At 65.7% G+C, this 15,569-nt stretch carries 21 protein-coding genes and 2 pseudogenes; 14 read left to right on the top strand and 9 right to left on the bottom strand.

All coding sequences use genetic code 11. The annotated features are described in order from the left end of the window. Positions 1-8 precede the first annotated feature (8 nt). A pseudogene (locus NVV90_RS09105) lies at positions 9-113 on the top strand (DUF305 domain-containing protein); the annotation flags it as partial. Positions 114-218: 105 nt separating this feature from the next. Here NVV90_RS09105 and NVV90_RS09100 read toward each other — a convergent pair. Continuing rightward, positions 219-1,346 carry an NAD(P)/FAD-dependent oxidoreductase gene (locus NVV90_RS09100; protein WP_258440821.1) on the bottom strand — a complete coding sequence of 376 codons (1,128 nt, stop codon included), beginning with the start codon at positions 1,344-1,346 and terminating at the stop codon, positions 219-221. A gap of 299 nt (positions 1,347-1,645) precedes the next feature. After that, positions 1,646-2,584: a 5'-3' exonuclease gene (locus NVV90_RS09095; protein ID WP_258440820.1), complete on the bottom strand. Its 939-nt coding sequence runs from the start codon at positions 2,582-2,584 to the stop codon at positions 1,646-1,648. A gap of 1,022 nt (positions 2,585-3,606) precedes the next feature. Between NVV90_RS09095 and NVV90_RS09090 the strand changes: the two genes are divergently transcribed. The 6 genes from NVV90_RS09090 (at position 3,607) to NVV90_RS09065 (ending at position 6,408) form a co-directional block, all read left to right on the top strand. Then, positions 3,607-4,071, top strand: a complete 465-nt coding sequence (locus tag NVV90_RS09090; RefSeq protein WP_258440819.1) for a universal stress protein — start codon at positions 3,607-3,609, stop codon at positions 4,069-4,071. A gap of 9 nt (positions 4,072-4,080) precedes the next feature. Then, positions 4,081-4,314, top strand: coding sequence for a flavodoxin domain-containing protein (locus NVV90_RS09085; protein ID WP_258440818.1), 234 nt, complete (start codon positions 4,081-4,083; stop codon positions 4,312-4,314). A gap of 92 nt (positions 4,315-4,406) precedes the next feature. Continuing rightward, entirely contained in the window at positions 4,407-4,850 is a 444-nt protein-coding gene (locus NVV90_RS09080) for a pyridoxamine 5'-phosphate oxidase family protein (protein ID WP_258440817.1), read from the top strand. A gap of 51 nt (positions 4,851-4,901) precedes the next feature. Further along, positions 4,902-5,750 (top strand): universal stress protein, encoded by an 849-nt coding sequence (locus NVV90_RS09075; protein WP_258440816.1) that lies wholly within the window; start codon positions 4,902-4,904, stop codon positions 5,748-5,750. Between the two features lie 149 nt (positions 5,751-5,899). Continuing rightward, positions 5,900-6,214 (top strand): hypothetical protein, encoded by a 315-nt coding sequence (locus NVV90_RS09070; protein WP_258440815.1) that lies wholly within the window; start codon positions 5,900-5,902, stop codon positions 6,212-6,214. A gap of 44 nt (positions 6,215-6,258) precedes the next feature. Beyond that, positions 6,259-6,408: a hypothetical protein gene (locus NVV90_RS09065; protein WP_258440814.1), complete on the top strand. Its 150-nt coding sequence runs from the start codon at positions 6,259-6,261 to the stop codon at positions 6,406-6,408. A gap of 158 nt (positions 6,409-6,566) precedes the next feature. On the opposite strand, the gene NVV90_RS09060 is transcribed toward NVV90_RS09065, so the two are convergent. Further along, a complete protein-coding gene (locus NVV90_RS09060; RefSeq protein WP_258440813.1) occupies positions 6,567-7,430 on the bottom strand; it encodes a universal stress protein in 864 nt (287 codons plus the stop codon). A 113-nt stretch (positions 7,431-7,543) separates the two neighbouring features. On the opposite strand from NVV90_RS09060, the gene NVV90_RS09055 reads away from it, so the two are divergent. Beyond that, positions 7,544-7,729 carry a hypothetical protein gene (locus tag NVV90_RS09055; RefSeq protein ID WP_258440812.1) on the top strand — a complete coding sequence of 62 codons (186 nt, stop codon included), beginning with the start codon at positions 7,544-7,546 and terminating at the stop codon, positions 7,727-7,729. Positions 7,730-7,744: 15 nt separating this feature from the next. Here the strand turns inward: NVV90_RS09055 and NVV90_RS09050 are convergent, their stop codons facing one another. From NVV90_RS09050 to NVV90_RS09035, 4 genes are all read right to left on the bottom strand, one after another. Beyond that, a complete protein-coding gene (locus NVV90_RS09050) occupies positions 7,745-8,071 on the bottom strand; it encodes a DUF3040 domain-containing protein (protein WP_258440811.1) in 327 nt (108 codons plus the stop codon). Between the two features lie 31 nt (positions 8,072-8,102). After that, positions 8,103-9,488, bottom strand: coding sequence for an MBL fold metallo-hydrolase RNA specificity domain-containing protein (locus NVV90_RS09045; RefSeq protein WP_258440810.1), 1,386 nt, complete (start codon positions 9,486-9,488; stop codon positions 8,103-8,105). A 72-nt stretch (positions 9,489-9,560) separates the two neighbouring features. Further along, positions 9,561-9,923, bottom strand: a complete 363-nt coding sequence (locus tag NVV90_RS09040) for an SPW repeat protein (RefSeq protein WP_258440809.1) — start codon at positions 9,921-9,923, stop codon at positions 9,561-9,563. After that, positions 9,920-10,438, bottom strand: coding sequence for a universal stress protein (locus NVV90_RS09035; protein WP_258440808.1), 519 nt, complete (start codon positions 10,436-10,438; stop codon positions 9,920-9,922). Before NVV90_RS09035 ends, NVV90_RS09040 begins: the two co-directional genes overlap by 4 nt. Before the next feature lie 198 nt (positions 10,439-10,636). Here NVV90_RS09035 and NVV90_RS09030 point away from each other — a divergent pair, with 198 nt between their 5' ends. Next, on the top strand, positions 10,637-11,317 hold the full coding sequence (locus tag NVV90_RS09030) for a response regulator transcription factor (protein ID WP_309304107.1): 681 nt from the start codon (positions 10,637-10,639) through the stop codon (positions 11,315-11,317). Positions 11,318-11,332: 15 nt separating this feature from the next. Here NVV90_RS09030 and NVV90_RS09025 read toward each other — a convergent pair whose 3' ends face one another. Then, positions 11,333-13,051, bottom strand: coding sequence for a GAF domain-containing sensor histidine kinase (locus NVV90_RS09025; protein WP_258440807.1), 1,719 nt, complete (start codon positions 13,049-13,051; stop codon positions 11,333-11,335). A 174-nt stretch (positions 13,052-13,225) separates the two neighbouring features. On the opposite strand from NVV90_RS09025, the gene NVV90_RS09020 reads away from it, so the two are divergent. From NVV90_RS09020 to NVV90_RS09000, 5 genes and pseudogenes are all read left to right on the top strand, one after another. After that, positions 13,226-13,696 (top strand): pyridoxamine 5'-phosphate oxidase family protein, encoded by a 471-nt coding sequence (locus tag NVV90_RS09020; RefSeq protein WP_258440806.1) that lies wholly within the window; start codon positions 13,226-13,228, stop codon positions 13,694-13,696. Positions 13,697-13,763: 67 nt separating this feature from the next. Further along, positions 13,764-14,228 (top strand): pyridoxamine 5'-phosphate oxidase family protein, encoded by a 465-nt coding sequence (locus tag NVV90_RS09015; protein ID WP_258440805.1) that lies wholly within the window; start codon positions 13,764-13,766, stop codon positions 14,226-14,228. Between the two features lie 116 nt (positions 14,229-14,344). Beyond that, positions 14,345-14,488: an alcohol dehydrogenase catalytic domain-containing protein gene (locus NVV90_RS21055; RefSeq protein ID WP_396125393.1), complete on the top strand. Its 144-nt coding sequence runs from the start codon at positions 14,345-14,347 to the stop codon at positions 14,486-14,488. A gap of 210 nt (positions 14,489-14,698) precedes the next feature. Then, a pseudogene (locus tag NVV90_RS09005) lies at positions 14,699-14,824 on the top strand (hypothetical protein); the annotation flags it as partial. A gap of 49 nt (positions 14,825-14,873) precedes the next feature. After that, positions 14,874-15,167 carry a hypothetical protein gene (locus NVV90_RS09000; protein ID WP_258441268.1) on the top strand — a complete coding sequence of 98 codons (294 nt, stop codon included), beginning with the start codon at positions 14,874-14,876 and terminating at the stop codon, positions 15,165-15,167. Here the strand turns inward: NVV90_RS09000 and NVV90_RS08995 are convergent. Further along, positions 15,106-15,528: a pyridoxamine 5'-phosphate oxidase family protein gene (locus NVV90_RS08995; RefSeq protein ID WP_258440804.1), complete on the bottom strand. Its 423-nt coding sequence runs from the start codon at positions 15,526-15,528 to the stop codon at positions 15,106-15,108. The genes NVV90_RS09000 and NVV90_RS08995 overlap by 62 nt on opposite strands. Positions 15,529-15,569 lie beyond the last annotated feature (41 nt).

Below are 15,569 nucleotides of genomic sequence, written 5' to 3'. Positions count from 1 at the left end.
AGCACCGCGCGGCCGCGAACCAGAACGCGGCTGACACCACGTTCGCCCAGATGATGATCCCGCACCACGCCCAGGCAGTTCAGATGAGCGAGATGATCCTCAAGAAACAGGACACGACGTGGCTGCCGCGATGCCTGCGGTGAGCGGTGCATTGTCATCGTTGGTGTCACCCGGTCCTGCGGCACCCGAACGCCCGTCGCCCGAACGCGCGAGGCGCGTCAGGCCCCGAACCAGCGGGCGCGTCGCACCGCGCCGAACTCCGCCTTCTCAGCGGCGTACGCCGGCGACGGCCCCAGGAGCGGCGCGGTCGGCCCGCCGTCAGCGTGGAAGTCGACGTCGACGCGGCCGACGTCGCCGTGGCCGAACTCCAGGTAGCAGAGCCCGGTGCCCCCGGATGCCAATCCGCCGGCGCCTCGGATGCTGCGAACGATGCCGTCCGCGACGACGTGGGCCGCGCTCTCGGCGAAGGTGCCGGCCTTCGGGATCCCGGCCTCGGCGCAGTCGCCGATTGCGTACACCCCCGCGTACGGTGTCTGCAGCGTCACGGGGTCGACCGCGACCCAGCCGTCCTGCGTCAGGCCCGCCTCGACGAGCACGTCGGGCACCTTGTGGGTCGGGATGCCGATGAACAAGTCGTACGGCTCGTCGTGGTCCTTGAACTGCGCGACGCGCGCGTCGGGGTCGATCCCATGGATCCTGTGGCGTTTCGTGTACGCGATCCCACGCTCGGCCATCGCGCGTTCGAGCGCGGCCGATGCCTGGGGCGAGACCGGGATGGGCGACGGTTGCGGACTGACCATGTGAAGGTTGCTGCCCTCGCGGATGCCGCGGGCGACGAGCCGGTCGTGGAGCAGCAGGATTGCCTCGTATGGCGCGGGCGGGCACTTGAACGGGATGGAGAGCACGGCCAGCATTACCCGGCCACCGCGGAACGCCGCCAGTTCGTCGCGCAGCCGCTCGGCGCCTGCGACCGTGTAGTACTCGAACCCTCCGTCGGCGAAGCCGGGAGTGGCGGCGATGTCGTAGTCGGCACCGAGGGCGACGACGACGATGTCGGGATCGTAAACCGCAGCATCGGTTACGACGTGCCGCGTCCCCGGGTCGATCGCGAGCACCCGCTCCTGGCGGAACTCCACGCCCGGCGTGCGGATCTCGCGGTACGGGATCCGCACTTGTTCCGCGTTCTGGTGCCCGAAGAGGACCTCCAGCTTGGAGAAGCCGAACACGAAGGCCTCGTGCTGGTCGAAGAGGGTGACGTCGACCTCGCCGGCAAGGCGCTCCGACAGTGTGCTCGCGAGTTCCAACCCTCCGAAGCCGGCACCGAGGATCATGACGGTTGTTGTCATGCACCTCATCTTGCGCCTTGGACAGCCTGGCGTCCATGCCCCGGTGGATGATGCCCGTCGGGTACCGAGATTCGGCGGCGCTGAGGTCCCTGATCTTCACAACGCGCTCGATCTGCGAGATGAGTCGCTTGAGGAGTCGGACTTGCGCTCGATTCGCGACGAATCCTCGTGCGCCGGTGAAGTCGTCAAGGTCGAGGGTCAGCTGGGACGAGGGGCGCGGGACTCGTGCAACGAAGTGGATCGATTCCGCCGCAGGAGCGAATGGTCAGGTTGTTCCGGTTACACCGCAGGGGTTGCCCTCATGGGCGGAGGTCGAGAGCGTCAAGCAATCGTTGCACCGAGCCGCCGAGGTTCCAGTCGCTTGCGAGGCTTTCGAGTTCAGTGCGTGCATTTGCGGCGACGGGGTGCAGCCGCGCTCCGGCCTGATCGGGAGTGGGCAGCGGGAGGTCGCGCACGACGTTCACGACGGCGGGCGCAACCGTCAAATAGCCGGCGGAGGCGGCGAGTTTCGACCTCACGGGCGCTGACAGCCCGCTGCCCGGATCCGCCGCGGCCGCGAGCAACCCGTCCAGCGTGCCGTACGTCAAGAGCAACGACGCCGCCGTCGTTTCCCCGATCCCGGCAACGCCAGGTAGCCCGTCGGAGGCGTCCCCGCGCAACGCCGCGAAGTCAGCATACTGCTCCGGCAGCACACCATATTTACCAACGACAACGGCATCGGTCACGACCTCAAGGTTGCTCATGCCCCTCGCCGTGTAAATGACCCGCACCCGGCGGGCATCATCGACCACCTGGAACAGATCACGGTCCCCCGTCACAACGTCGACCGGAAGATCGGCCTGACTGGCATAGGTGCCGATCACGTCGTCGGCTTCATGCCCGGCAGCCCCGACAACGGCGATGCCCGCCAGACGGAGCACCCGGCGGATCATGGGAACCTGCGCCACAAGCGCCTCCGGCACCACCTCCACGTCCGGGGCACCAGCTACCGCCTCGGCGACCCTGTGCGACTTGTATGAGGGGATGAGATCCACCCGCCACCCAGGACGCCAATCATCGTCCCAACACGCCACCAGATGCGTCGCGCCATACTCGGTGATGAGCCGCGCGGTCATCTCCAGCAAGCCGCGAACAGCGTTCACCGGTGTACCGTCGGCGTGGCGGATCGAATCAGGCACACCGAAGAAAGCACGAAAATACAACGACGCGGTATCAAGAAGCATCAAACGCTCGGGCATAGCCGATCCTTACACCCAAGCAGTGTCAGACCCAAGACCCTCCGCACCCGAAAGAAGGAACGCTATGCAGCGTCCGCGCAACCCGGACGGGAAAGACGCGGCCTCTCGATTAGGGTGCTTCATTGCCGCCGGGCGGGTCCTCCACGCAACCAGGGCGCTACGCGCCGCTCACATCCAAACCCTCATTCGGCGCTCCTAAGTCATTGGTTCCTCGCGAGACTTTGGACCGCTCCCGGTACCGCAAGTTGCACTCCGGCCACTCGACCCGGCGTTGGCTCCGCTAACAGAACGACGCCGAACCTGACGGACTCGCTTGGAGCATCGCCGACAGCCTTACGCTGTCGCAACCATCTCGGCGCCGCGAACCACAACCACCCATCGGCAGAAGTCATGTAGCTCGGACCCGGATCCCTCATGAAGAGGTACAAGATCACAGAACCCTAACCATCCATGGAAAGCGAGGCACCCGAAGAAACGAAAAAAGGCCCCGAAGGGGCCAATTCGTGAACATTTGTGCACACTCAGCGGCCAACAGGCCCCTGAACTGGGAAGACACGTGCCCGAGGTGGGACTCGAACCGGACTCCAGCCCCCTGCAAACACTGGGATCCCGTGGAAACATCGGGAATCCGGGCCGGTCCGGTACCTTTTCGACTCGATCCGCCGCCCAAGGTGTGGACGGTGCGCACACCTTCTTTCTTGCCTTGCCGTAGCAACCCGGGCCGGGACATGACTTTCGGGCACGAATCCAGAGTCCACGTACCATCACCCTTTCCATCCGTGGTCTCTCGCTATTCATTGCGCATCTAACGACGCCGGACATGACCGGCCACGAATGCGTCACCGCACTAGCCCGAATCGTAGATGCAGGGCTAATTGCGTAACAGGCCGCTGCGCAATTGCCTGGGGCAGATGACCGCACTGTCGGACTGCTGAAGGCACCGCCGCAGTGTGACTTTCGGCCCTACAAGAACATGCTGGACTCGGACAGGCTTTCACGCAGAGAGATCAAGGAAGGCAGCCATGAACGAGCAGACGTCCTCAGGCAGGATCATCGTCGGCGTCGATGGATCGGAGGCATCCATCGAAGCGCTCCGCGAAGCCCACCGCCTGGCAGCGCCAATGGGCGCCCAGGTCGTTGCCACGGCGTATTGGGAGTTTCCTCAGGTGTATGGCGGCTACGTGGCCATGGGCATCGTAGGCTTCGAGGAAGCGGCCGGAAACCTGTTGAAGGAAGCCGTGGAGAAGGCTTTTGGCCCGGTGCTGCCGGACAACGTTGTGTCCAGGCTTGTCCGCGGCCATGCCCGTGAGTCCCTGATTGAGGCCAGCAAGGAGGCAGACATGATTGTTGTGGGCAGGCGCGGACATGGTGGTTTCGGCGGGCTGCTCCTCGGTTCCGTGAGTTCTGCCTGTGTGGCACATGCCCATTGCCCGGTGCTGGTGGTCCATGCCCCGGAGAAGCGCCGAACGGGCCGGACCCACGATTGAGGAAGTTTCATGATGCATGCGGTTGTGGTCTACGAATCCATGTACGGGAACACCCGCCAAGTGGCCGAGGCCATCGCACAGGGGCTCGGTGCCTCCGGGACTGCGAAGGCGGTCTCCGTCGCCGAGGTTGCCGAGGACGACGTGGCACAGTGCGATCTCTTGGTGGTTGGCGGGCCAACTCACGTCCACGGCACGTCGTTGCGGGACCGGAGAGTTTCATTGTCAGTTCCGAACCCGCGGTGAGCCCGGAGGAGCTCGAGCGGGCACGGTTCTGGGGGCAATCTCTGGCAGGCAAGCTAGCGGGCAACTGAGCCCGATCGAATGGAGGAGTGGAAATGTCTCTACCCAGCATGGAACCCGGACGCCTTGATGGTGCGCGGCATGTCAGCGACAACCTTGACGAGCAGCAGTGCTGGGAACTCTTGCGGTCCCACAGCACCGGCCGCTTCGGGTTCGTGGACGACGGGCGTGTCATGATCCTGCCGGTCAACTACGTTGTCCACCAGACAGCGATCTACTTCCGCACCTCCGCTGAGGGTCCGATCGGAGATGCCGTCCCACGCCTGACGTCATCGTTCCAGATCGATGAAGCGCGGGCCGATCGCAGCGAGGGCTGGTCGGTCCTGGTCAGCGGACCATCGTCCCGCGTTGAGGAACCGGAACTGCTCACGCACCTCTGGGGTCAGATCATGTCAGAACCCTGGGCCGGCGGGGACCGCGGCCAGTTCGTCCGCGTCCACGCCGCACAGGTGACCGGACGCCACGTGCACCTCGCCTAATGAGCCCTCTTGGGCGGCTGCCGGCAGGGCGGCCAACGGGAAAGGAAGACCATGGAAACCACCGAACGCATCATCGTCGGTTACGACGGATCCCCCGAAGCCGCCCCCGCAGTCCGGTGGGCAGCAGAACAAGCCGCGCTGAGGGGATTGGAGCTCCACCTCGTGCATTGCTCGCTGTGGCCGGCCATCACGCACAACATGGCTCCGGTCCCGGGCGTCGCCGACAGCGGGCTGCGCCATGCCGCCGAAGCCGTCGTCACCGAGGGTGCTGCCTTGGCACTGGAAGCATCCCCGGACCTGGACCTCACCACTAGCCTGGTGTACGGCTGGCCTGCCGAGAACCTCAGAAGACTCTCCCCCGGTGCAGCCATGATTGTCGTTGGCAGCCGCGGCATCGGAGGCTTCATGGGTCTCCTGGTCGGCTCCGTCAGCCTCGAGCTGGCATCTACCGCCGACTGTCCCGTGGCCGTGGTTCGCCCCGGGACAAACCCGTCCGGCCCCGTCGTCGTCGGCATCGACACACAGGGCTGGGGACCGGCACTCCACCAGGCCAGCACCCTGGCGGCCCTGTTCGGGACAACCCTCAGAATCGTTCATGTGCACACCGGGCACGGGAAACAGCACGCACCCGGAGATTCCTCCGGGGTCCCCGATGCCAGGGAAGTCCTGGACTCGGCCGTCCGCTCCGCGGCGCCGGGCCTCCTCGTGGAGGAACGGCTGCTGGCCGGAACCTCCGTCGCCGGGACCCTGCTGGGCGAAGCGAACGACGCCCGGGTCATTGTCGTCGGAACCACCGGGCATGGACTTATCCGGGGCAGCATCGGCTCAACAGCCCATGCCGTGCTCCATCACGCAAGCTGCCCCGTCCTCGTCGTGCGGGAAGCCCCACCCGCCGCCTGACACGGCGGCAAGACACATCGGCACCGGGGCAAAACGCCCCGCCACCGGGTCAGGACCGTCCCGGCAGCCGCCAGGCCTCCACCGCGCTGCCCACTGTCGGATAGTGCCGTGCCTGCCCAATCCGGGTACAGGGGCCAATTCTGGCGGGCTTGTCCATTGACGGGGTCTTTGAGCTCAGCGAACACCAGCTCCGTTCCCCGGGCTTCGAGATACGCATCGAGCTGGACGAGGTGTTCGACCGCGGTGCCGTCGATGCCCGTGATGGCCTCGGCCGCGACAATGACACATCGGATGCGGTCCAGGACCCGCTCCACGGCGATACCTGCTGCGGGCCCGTCCATGGCGGTGACATCAGCCAGGTCAAGCCCCGGGAGGGCAGGCGCCGGCAACGTACTGGCGAGCGGGCCGACCATGTCCACCAGCCCCTCGATCTGGAACACGGTCCCGGCCAGCATGGACCCTGAGACGGCACCAAGAACGCCCAGCATCCGGGCCCGGACCGAGAAGCGTGACGTCACGACCAGAAGAGAACGATGGCCGCGGCGCCGAAGACGACCGCTATGGCGTTGATTTCGGCCTGGCCACGCTGCCCAGGACGGAGGTCAGCTGTTCCCACACGGCCCCGGAGGCGGCCGGCCGCTCGATCCGCGGCGATTGAGTATGCCATTCCCGCCGGGACCAGCAGAAGGCACAGCGACATGCCGGCCACAAGATCGGCCACCAGGGTCCTCCCGCGCAGCGGTTGGCGTCCCGCCCCCCGGACCCGCCGGGAGCGGCAGCCATTGCGCGCCTGCCGTCGTTTCCCGGACAGTCCGTCTATTCGGTGTGTTTGACCGCGCGGACGCGGGTGATGATGGTGGGGCAGGGCAGCTCGGTAAGGACCGCATGGGCCGTCGATCCGAGCAACAGCCGCTTGAAGCTGCCGCGGCCCCGGCTCCCGAGGACCAGCAGGCGGGCGTCCGCGGCTGCCTCGACAAGTGCCTCCGCCGGTTCCTTGGCGGTCTCCAGGACCTGGTGCACGACAAGGTCAGGGTAGGTCTCGGCCAGGCCGGCAACCGTCTCGGCCAGGACGATGCGTTCTTCCTCGACGATGAGCTGGGCCAGACCGCTCTCGGGCATGCCCTTTTGGACCCACAGGTTGGGGCCCCGGAAGGCGTGCAGCACCGTCAGTTCCTCGCCGTCACGGTCTGCCTCGGCGGCGGCGAAGGCCACGGCCTGGGTTGATTCTTCGGAGCCGTCCACTCCGACCAGGATCCCGTGCCGGGTATCGGGATCGTGTTCTCCGACGACGGCGACCGGGCACGCCGCCACTGCGGCGATCTGCAGGGCCCTGTCGGTCAGCGTGCCCCCTGGCCAGGCATGTCCGGATCCGATCACCATCATCACCGCCTCCTTGGAGCGCTTCCGCAGGGCATAGCCGGGGCTGCCCGAGATGAGCACGGTGTGGAGGTCGACGGTCGGCTCATGGGCAAGAGCCCGTGACTTGGCTTTGGCAACAAGTTCAGCCCCGGCCTCCCTGAGAACTTCGTAATATCCGGGGGTGTCATAGGTCCACCGATCATCCAGTGCATGGACGAGGATAACGGGCGACTTCAGTGCCGCGGCCCGGCGCATTGCCCAGGTCACGGCGGCTTCGCTGCTCCCGGAATCGTTGACCCCGACGACAATTGGATCCTTCATGGCACGGCCGGCCTTTCCTCGTTTGATTCTTTGGTTCCGGGGCTGGTCCCTGTGTGACCAGTTTCTGCTGTGTCGGGCCTAGCGGTTAGGGCCGGAAGTCCCATACTGCTTATGTGCACGGCAAGAAGGGTGTTCATCAACCCCGCCATCAACGCCAGGAACGCGAAGATCTGGAGGAACACAAAAGCATCCAGGCCTGTGCCCTGGGGCAGGCCACGCAGCATCAGGATCACAGGGTTGGCCACGGCCAGCCGGACGATGCCGGCCAAACCGCTTCTGCAGCCCCCGCGTTTCAATGATGGCTTCCATGGGACTCACCAGAGCTCCGGCTCCCCGGCAGAGGGCGAGGGTGCCGGTCCGCGCCGGCGGAACTGGAAGCCGCCAACGCGCATGGTGGCCAGGTAGGCTCCTGCGCCCATCATCACGAAGCCGATGACACCCAGAAGCAGCGCCTGAACAGCGATGCCGGCCAGCAGCACCAGGCACCCGGCAAGGGCTCCGCAGATACCCGCGGTGGTCTGCCGTGCCGACCCCGCCGGCAGCGATGCCGGGCCAAGCCTGGAAGCCAGTTTGGGGTAGTCGTGATCCAGGCCCAGGGCGATCTGCGCCAACGTCGCCTTTTCGTGTTCGGAGAGTGCCATCGTGGGCCTCCTATGCCGTGCATGGGTGGGTCTAGTGCGGGCTGTCCAGCGGGATGGCCTCGAGGTATTCCGGGACGCGGGCGCTCCAGCCCAGTTCCCGCTTGATGCGGACGCGAAGGGCATCGGAGGCGTCTGGCTCGCCGTGGGTTATATACGTCATGCGGGGCGCCTGCGGGGCCGTGCGCATCCAGCGAATGATGCCGTTGGCGTCAGCGTGGGCTGAGAAGCCTTCGATCTGGACGACTTCGGCCCGGATCCGGACATCCTGCCCGTAGATCCTCAGCTCCTCCGTTCCTGCAGCGAGGGCGGAGCCGCGCGTTCCGCCGGCCTGGTAGCCGCTGAGGACCAGGGCGTTCTTCGGGTCGGGTCCGTAGGCTTCGATGTGGTGCAGGATCCGGCCTCCGGTGAGCATTCCGCTGGCGGAAATGATGATCATCGGCCCTCCCCTGAGGTTCAGGAGTTTGGAATCATCGGCCGTCCGGGTCAGGGTGGCCAGCTGGTACATCTCCTTGAATTCCTCCGGGCGAAGGCGGTGTTCGTCCCGGTGCTGCTGGTACATGTAGGACGCGTCGATGGCCATGGGGCTGTTGAGATAGACCGGGATGTCAGGGATCAGTCCTTTGCGGCGGAGCCGGGACAGGTGCAGCATCAGGGTTTCCGCACGGCCGACAGCGAACGCGGCGATCATTATGACACCGCCCCGCTTGGCCACCCGCCGGACCACGTCGCCGAGCTGGTCTTCCGGGCTCTCGTCCGGGTGGGTTCTGTTGCCGTAGGTGGACTCGGTGACCAGGACCTCGACGGCTTCCAGTTCCCGGGGCGGGAACATGAGCGGGTCATCGTCCCGGCCCAGGTCACCGGTGAAGTGCAGGGAGTGGCCCTTGGCTTTCAGGTGGATCTGTGATGCTCCCAGGATGTGCCCGGCGGGCAGGAAAGTGGCTTCGATGCCATCCCCCAACCTGATCGGGGCGTCGAAGTCCTGGGCCCGGAAACTGTTCAATGACTTGACCGCATCGGCGGCCGTGTAGAGCGGCAGGGCGGGGGCATGGATGGAGGAGCCGCGGTGCTCGGCGTAGCGAGCTTCTTCCTCCTGGAGGTGGCCGCTGTCCGGAAGGAGCAGTTTGCACAGTTCGCTGGTTCCGTGGGTGGCGTACACGGGGCCGGTGAACCCGTTCCTGACGAGGGCCGGAACGTACCCGGTGTGGTCCAGGTGTGCGTGGGTGAGAAGCACCGCATTGATGGAAGCGGCGGGGACTGGAAACGGGGCCCGGTTGCGGTCGCGGTCGCGTTTGTAGCCCTGGAAGAGGCCGCAGTCGATGAGGATCCGGGTGCCGCCCGATTCGAGGAGGTACCGGGAACCGGTCACGGTGTCGGTGGCGCCCAAGAACCGGAGCCTTGCCGGGTGTTTGCTCTTCATGCTGGCCTTCTAAGCGGTGGGAGGGTTCCGGGTGCCCCGCCGTAACAGGACACCCGGTGGGACCACGGCAGGCTATGGAGCCGGCATGACGTGGTGGTGACGGTATTCCTCGGTGCTGGGTTTGATCGCCAGGGCAGTAACGATCAGGGCGACGGCGCCCGGGATCCAGGCGCTCCACGCGGCACCCATGGAGGAGGCGAAGCCTCCCACCCAAGGCGCCAAGAGGAGAGCCACGGCGATCACGGCCTGGGCCCATTCAGCAGCCGGCAGCCCGGGCCAGGCCAGGTTCGTTGCTCCGCCAACGATCAGCAAAGCGCCAAGGGTCACCATGAGCGCCGTTGACGACCCTGCCTGGGCGGTCCACAGCACTGACAAGGCCGCGTACGCGCCGGCGGCGATGACTGTCCAGTCCTGCCAGCGTGTCCATTTCTTCATTGGGATCTTGCTCCTTCGGGGGTTGTTTTCGGGATGCCCGCCGAGGCGTGTGCGGGGCGGGGCTCTTGGTTCCTGGCCGGTTCTGGTGCAGTGACGACGAGGACGGGGCAGTGAGCATACGCGACACACGCGGTGCTGACGGAACCGAGCAGCAGGGCACCGAAACCGCCGTGCCCGCGCCGTCCAACCACCAGCATGGAGGCCTGGTTGCTGGCGCCAATCAGTGTCGGGCGGGGGGTTCCGCGCACAAGCTTGGTGTGGACGTTCCGTGGCAGGTGGGGGCCGAACACGGCCGCCACGGCGAGCTGGAGGCTCTCGGCCGCTTCGTGAGCGAATCCCTCGACACCCATCGCTTCATAGGCACCAAACCCTGCCGGGAAGTCCCAGCAGGCCCAGGCCTCGACATTGGCACCCAGGGGCACGGCAAGTCGCTGGGCCTGGCGCAAGGCCTCCACGGACGCGGCGGAGCCATCGACGCCGACAATGATCTTGCCCCGCTGGGCACTCGTGGCCATGTCCCGTACCTTCCTATTTGCAGCGTTACTGTTTCTCCAAGGCTGGGCAGAAAAGCCTGGGCAAAACAGGGCCGAAAGTCACGCATCGGGCCGGGTCCTTCGGCCCTTGTTTGGCGGCGGGCCGTCGGGAACAATTTGCAGAGCCGGGCGACCCTGCCCGTGCTATTGCGGCCGGACCGGCCGCCGGACAGGAGGACCGTGGATCAGCAAACAGCACCGTTCCGCACCGATCCGGACCCGGCAATCCGTGTCTTCGTCCTCGACGACCACGAGTTGGTCCGCCGGGGCCTGCAGGAACTCTTGGAGAGCGAAGGCTTTGTGGTGGTCGGCATGTCAGGTTCGGCGGAGGAAGCCACACGCCGCATTCCCGCCCTGCGGCCGGACGTCGCGGTCCTGGACGCGAGGCTGCCGGACGGCACCGGGATCGAAGTCTGCCGGGATGTGCGCTCCATTGATCCGACGCTGAATTGCCTGATTCTGACCAGCTACGACGACGAACAGGCCCTGCGCGGCGCTGTCTTGGCCGGCGCCGCCGGGTATGTCCTGAAGGAAATCGGCGGAACCGATCTCTTGGGCGCCCTGCGCCGGGCTGCCCGCGGGGAATCGTTGTTTGACGCCGGGCTGAAAGCCAGGATTGTCCAGGGCCTCACCGAACCGAAGAAGCCGGACCCGAGGGTCGCCTCGCTGACACCGCAGGAGCGGCGTGTCCTGGACCTCGTTGGGGAGGGCCTGACGAACCGGCAGATCGGCGAGCAGATGCTTCTGGCGGAGAAGACTGTGAAGAACTACGTGTCCTCGATGTTGGCCAAGCTCGGATTCGAGCGGCGCACCCAGGCGGCAGTCTACATGGCCCACGGCCCGGAGCCGGACTCTCGTTGACCATCTGCCCGGACGTCAGTGGGCCGGAACCGACCACACCAGCTTCGTGCCTTGCCCTGGCGTGCTGGTGATGGTCCAGGAGCCACTCAGCTCGGTGGCCCGGTGTTCCATGTTGGCCAAGCCGTTTCCTCGCGGAGGGTCGGTGAATCCCCGCCCGTTGTCTTCGACCGTGAGGATCAGTGTGCCGTCCGTGACGGCGACCGACACCTCGATAGCCTGCGCCCCGGAGTGCCGCGCAGCGTTGCTCAAGGCTTCCGATATCACCGCCAGAAGATGCTTCGTCGTGGTGTCGTCGGTTATCGAATCGATTTGGCCTGTGAGTGCCAGATGCGGGGCGAACGGGAGGGCCCGGGAGACATTGCGGACCGTTTGGAGGATCCGGCTGCTGAGCAGTTCGGGCCCGGACGAATCGGCGCTCAGGGAATAGATGGTGTTCCGAAGGTCCCTGATCGTCTCGTCCAGTTCCTGAGTAACTGCGTCGATTCTGGACAGTGCGGATTCGCCGGTGGTGAAACGGCGCAGGCTTTGGATGCTCAGTCCCGCGGCGAAGAGCCGTTGGATGACGACGTCGTGCAGGTCCCGCGCTATCCGGTCCCGGTCGGTGAAGACCACCAATTGTTCGCGGAGCCTGTGGATCCGGTCCAGCTCCAACGCCAGCGCCACATGCGAGCCGAAGACGGCCCCCATGTCAACATCCGTCCTCGGGAAAGGCCCCTTCCCAGGCGCCCGGACCAGGATCAGGAGCCCATGGTGGGCGCCCTGGGCGCTCATATCAATGGCTAGGAGCCGTCCCAGGGACAGCCCGTCAACTGCGCCGAGGACCGCTGCCGCTTCATCTACCGAAGCGGGAGTTCCGGTGTCAGCCACTGCCCGGATGCGGGCGGAATCCATCGGCAGGGTCCGCCCCATGAAGTCCGCCGCGTCCTCGCCGGCAGCGCCTGCCACGCTGTACGAACCCACCCCGCTGTCGGGGACCAGGATCAATGCCAGCTGCGCGGCGGATTCCTTCAGCGCCCTGTCCGCGACGACGTCGAGCGCCACCTGCTCCGGCCCGACCCCCTGTTCATCGCCGAGCACCCGCCCGGTCACGTCCATGCAGGCCTCCAACCAGGAGGCCCGGCGCCGCGCGTCCTCATACAGCCGTGCATTCTCGATGGCCACCCCGGCCGCGGCGGCCAAGGCAACGGCAAGGTCTTCGTCTTCCGGGGTGAAGTCTTCCCCGCCCTCTTTCTCCGTCAGGTAGAGATTGCCGAAGACAACATCACGCACGCGTATGGGGACGCCAAGGAAGGACTTCATCGGCGGATGATGTTCCGGAAAACCGTGGGCATTGGGGTGCTGGCTCAGATCGTGAAGGCGCAAGGGGGCGGGTTCGGTGATCAGCAGTCCCAGGACGCCATGCCCCGTCGGCAACGGCCCGATCCGATGGGCAAGGTCGTCATCGATTCCTACGGTTATGAAGTGGCTCAAGGACTTGCCGTCCCCGACCACACCCAACGCACCGTAACGGGCATGGAGCAACCGGCACGCCGAGTTGACCACCCGGTCCAAGACCGCTTCAAGGCTGAGGTCCTCGGCAACGGCGACGACTGCTTCCAGCAGCCCCCGCATGTGTTCCTGGGCGTGCAGCAGCTCCCCGGCCCTGGCCAGGAAGTCCTTCAGAAGTTCTTCGATCCTGACGCCGGCAACCGGCACGCCACCGCTACCCTCCGGGACGGGACTCGAATTGTTCATCTACGCCTTCCGCCCGCCGACGCCACCATCGACCCAGTGAACCTGGTACCGCAAGGAGCACCTCGATGACAGACTACCCCGGCACCGCCGCACCATCCAGAACGTCCTGCGACGGACCGGGTCTGGGTCTTTGGGCCCTGTTCCGTGACCGGTCCCCGGCGTACCCTCGCAGTCATGACGAACACACCACCACTGCCAGAGCCTGAAGTCCTGGAAGCCCATCAATGCTGGGAACTCCTGCGCGGCGCATCGGTAGGGCGCCTGGCCATCTGGGTGAAGGACCACCCCGACATTTTTCCGATCAACTACAAGGTCGACCACGGAACGCTCGTGTTCCGCACCGGGGAGGGCACCAAGCTCCACTCAGCACTGGGAGAAACTCCGGTCGCCATGGAAGCCGACGGGGTCAACGCCGACACGGGGGTCGCCTGGAGCGTGGTCGTGAAAGGACAGGCAACCGCTGTCACCCTCACCCAGGAGGTCCTGGATACCGTCGGGCTGCTGCTCTTTCCCTGGCAAGCCGGCTACAAAGACCACTTCATCCGCATCATCCCGACCTCCATCACCGGGCGCCGCTTCACCGTGACCCCTCCCCTGACCTGGTGGAGCCCGCTGGACGACGCAACGCGCGCAGGACTTGAATAGGGTCCGTTTGTCCGGATGGGGCCCAAAGGCCCTAACGACGTCGGTCTGGCGCCGGTAGCGTCGAGGCATGAACCACGAAGCAGCGGACCACATCGAACGCCTCAGCCCTGACGAGTGCTGGGACCTGCTCGGACGCACCAGTGTGGGCAGGCTCGCCGTGATCGTCGATCACCACCCCGAGATCTTCCCGGTGAACTATGTCCTGGACCAGGGCAGCATCGTCTTCCGGACCGGCGTCGGGACGAAATTCTGGGCCACGATGACGGACCCCTGCGCGCTCGAAATCGACGGCTACAGCGCCAGCTCCGGGAAGGCCTGGAGCGTCGTCGTCCGCGGCCAGACCCGCCTCTTTCTGGACCAGCACGAAAGGGCAGCCGTCGACGCCCTGAACCTGGATCCCTGGCAGCCCGGCAGCAAGAGCCACTACCTGCGCCTGGACCTGGACACTGTCACCGGACGACGCTTCAAGACAACACGGCCCGACATCTGGAACACTCCAGTCACGGATCCCCGAACAGATATCTTCCACTGATCACCGACCCTGCAGCACCTGACTTGCGCAGGCCGCCCTACCGGAGGGACCCCCTTGAAAGCCCTGGTATACGGCGGACCCGGCAAGAAGTCCTGGACTGAGGCCCTGATCCCCGGATCATCCGCCCCACACACGCCATCCTCCACATCGACACCACCACGATTTGCGGCACCGACCTGCACGTCCTCAACGGCAACGTACCAGCCGTCCAGGAAGGGCGTGTCCTCGGGCACGAGGGCGTCGGAACAGTCACCATGTAGGGTCCTCCGTGACCGGGATCCGGCTGGACATCATCGCCTCAACGGTCGCGGTCGGCGAATGCATCGCCTCGCTCATCATCGTGCTGACGCTCACCGGCGGAGAAGCCCTGGAGACATTTGCCCAGGGCTGCCCTGCCCGGGAACTGCGGTCACTTCTGGAGCGTTCCCCACAGACAGCGCACCGAGAACGTCCGGACACGACCGTGGAACATGTACCCATGGGGATCAACCGTGCCGGGGACATGCTTTCTGGTCAAACCCTCGGAAGTCATCCCCGTCGACGGGCAGCTCCTCACGGCCTCAGGGATCTTCGACGAATCGGCCCTGACCGGCGAAAGCCTTCCCGTGGAACGCCGGAGGGGCGACACCCTGCTCAGCGGCTCCCTTGTCCAAAACCGCCTTGGCCGTGGACATCAGCCAGCGCACCGTCCGCGTCGCCGAGTCGAGCATCTGGACCGGCGTCCTGCTCAGCACGGGACTGCTGCTGGCCGCCACCTACGGGCTCGTTCCGGCCGTGGCCGGAGCGCTTCTTCAGGAACTGGTGGATCTCGCCACGATCCTGAACGCGCTCAGGGCACTCGGGGAAGACCGGTCCAACAGTGCGGCAGCGATCACGATCAGTGCCGCTCCGGTTCCTCGCCGAGTTCAAAATGCCGACCGTGGACGCGGACAGGGGTGATCTCGACATAGGTGTATTTGCGTGTCGGGATCCACGGCCGCAGAGGCAGCTTGTCCGCCTCATCTATCTCCGTCTGTGATTCGATCACTCTCGCCGTGCCGCTGACCACCACGCTCCAGGCCTCGTCATCAACCACATCGTCCACTTCGAAGGCCACCTTGTCATTCACCGTCAGACCGGCCAGCTTAGTGCCCGGATTCGTGCGGATGAGCAGGACCCCCTCGTGGGCCAGGAAGTTGATGGGATAAATGTCAGGCTCACCTGCAACACAGATGGCAAGGCGACCATGCTGGAGGCGCTTGAGCACCTTCCACGATTCGTCCGCGGACAGCATGGTTCCTGGGCGTTCGTCACTTTCCATTATCTTTTTGCTCCTGGCTTGCTGGGGCGTCCCGCCTCGGA

It is taken from the genome of Arthrobacter sp. CJ23 (assembly GCF_024741795.1).
Taxonomy (GTDB): Bacteria; Actinomycetota; Actinomycetes; order Actinomycetales; family Micrococcaceae; genus Arthrobacter.
The sequence above is the reverse complement of the archived record's forward strand: the minus strand, read 5'-3'. Positions and strand labels throughout refer to the sequence as shown.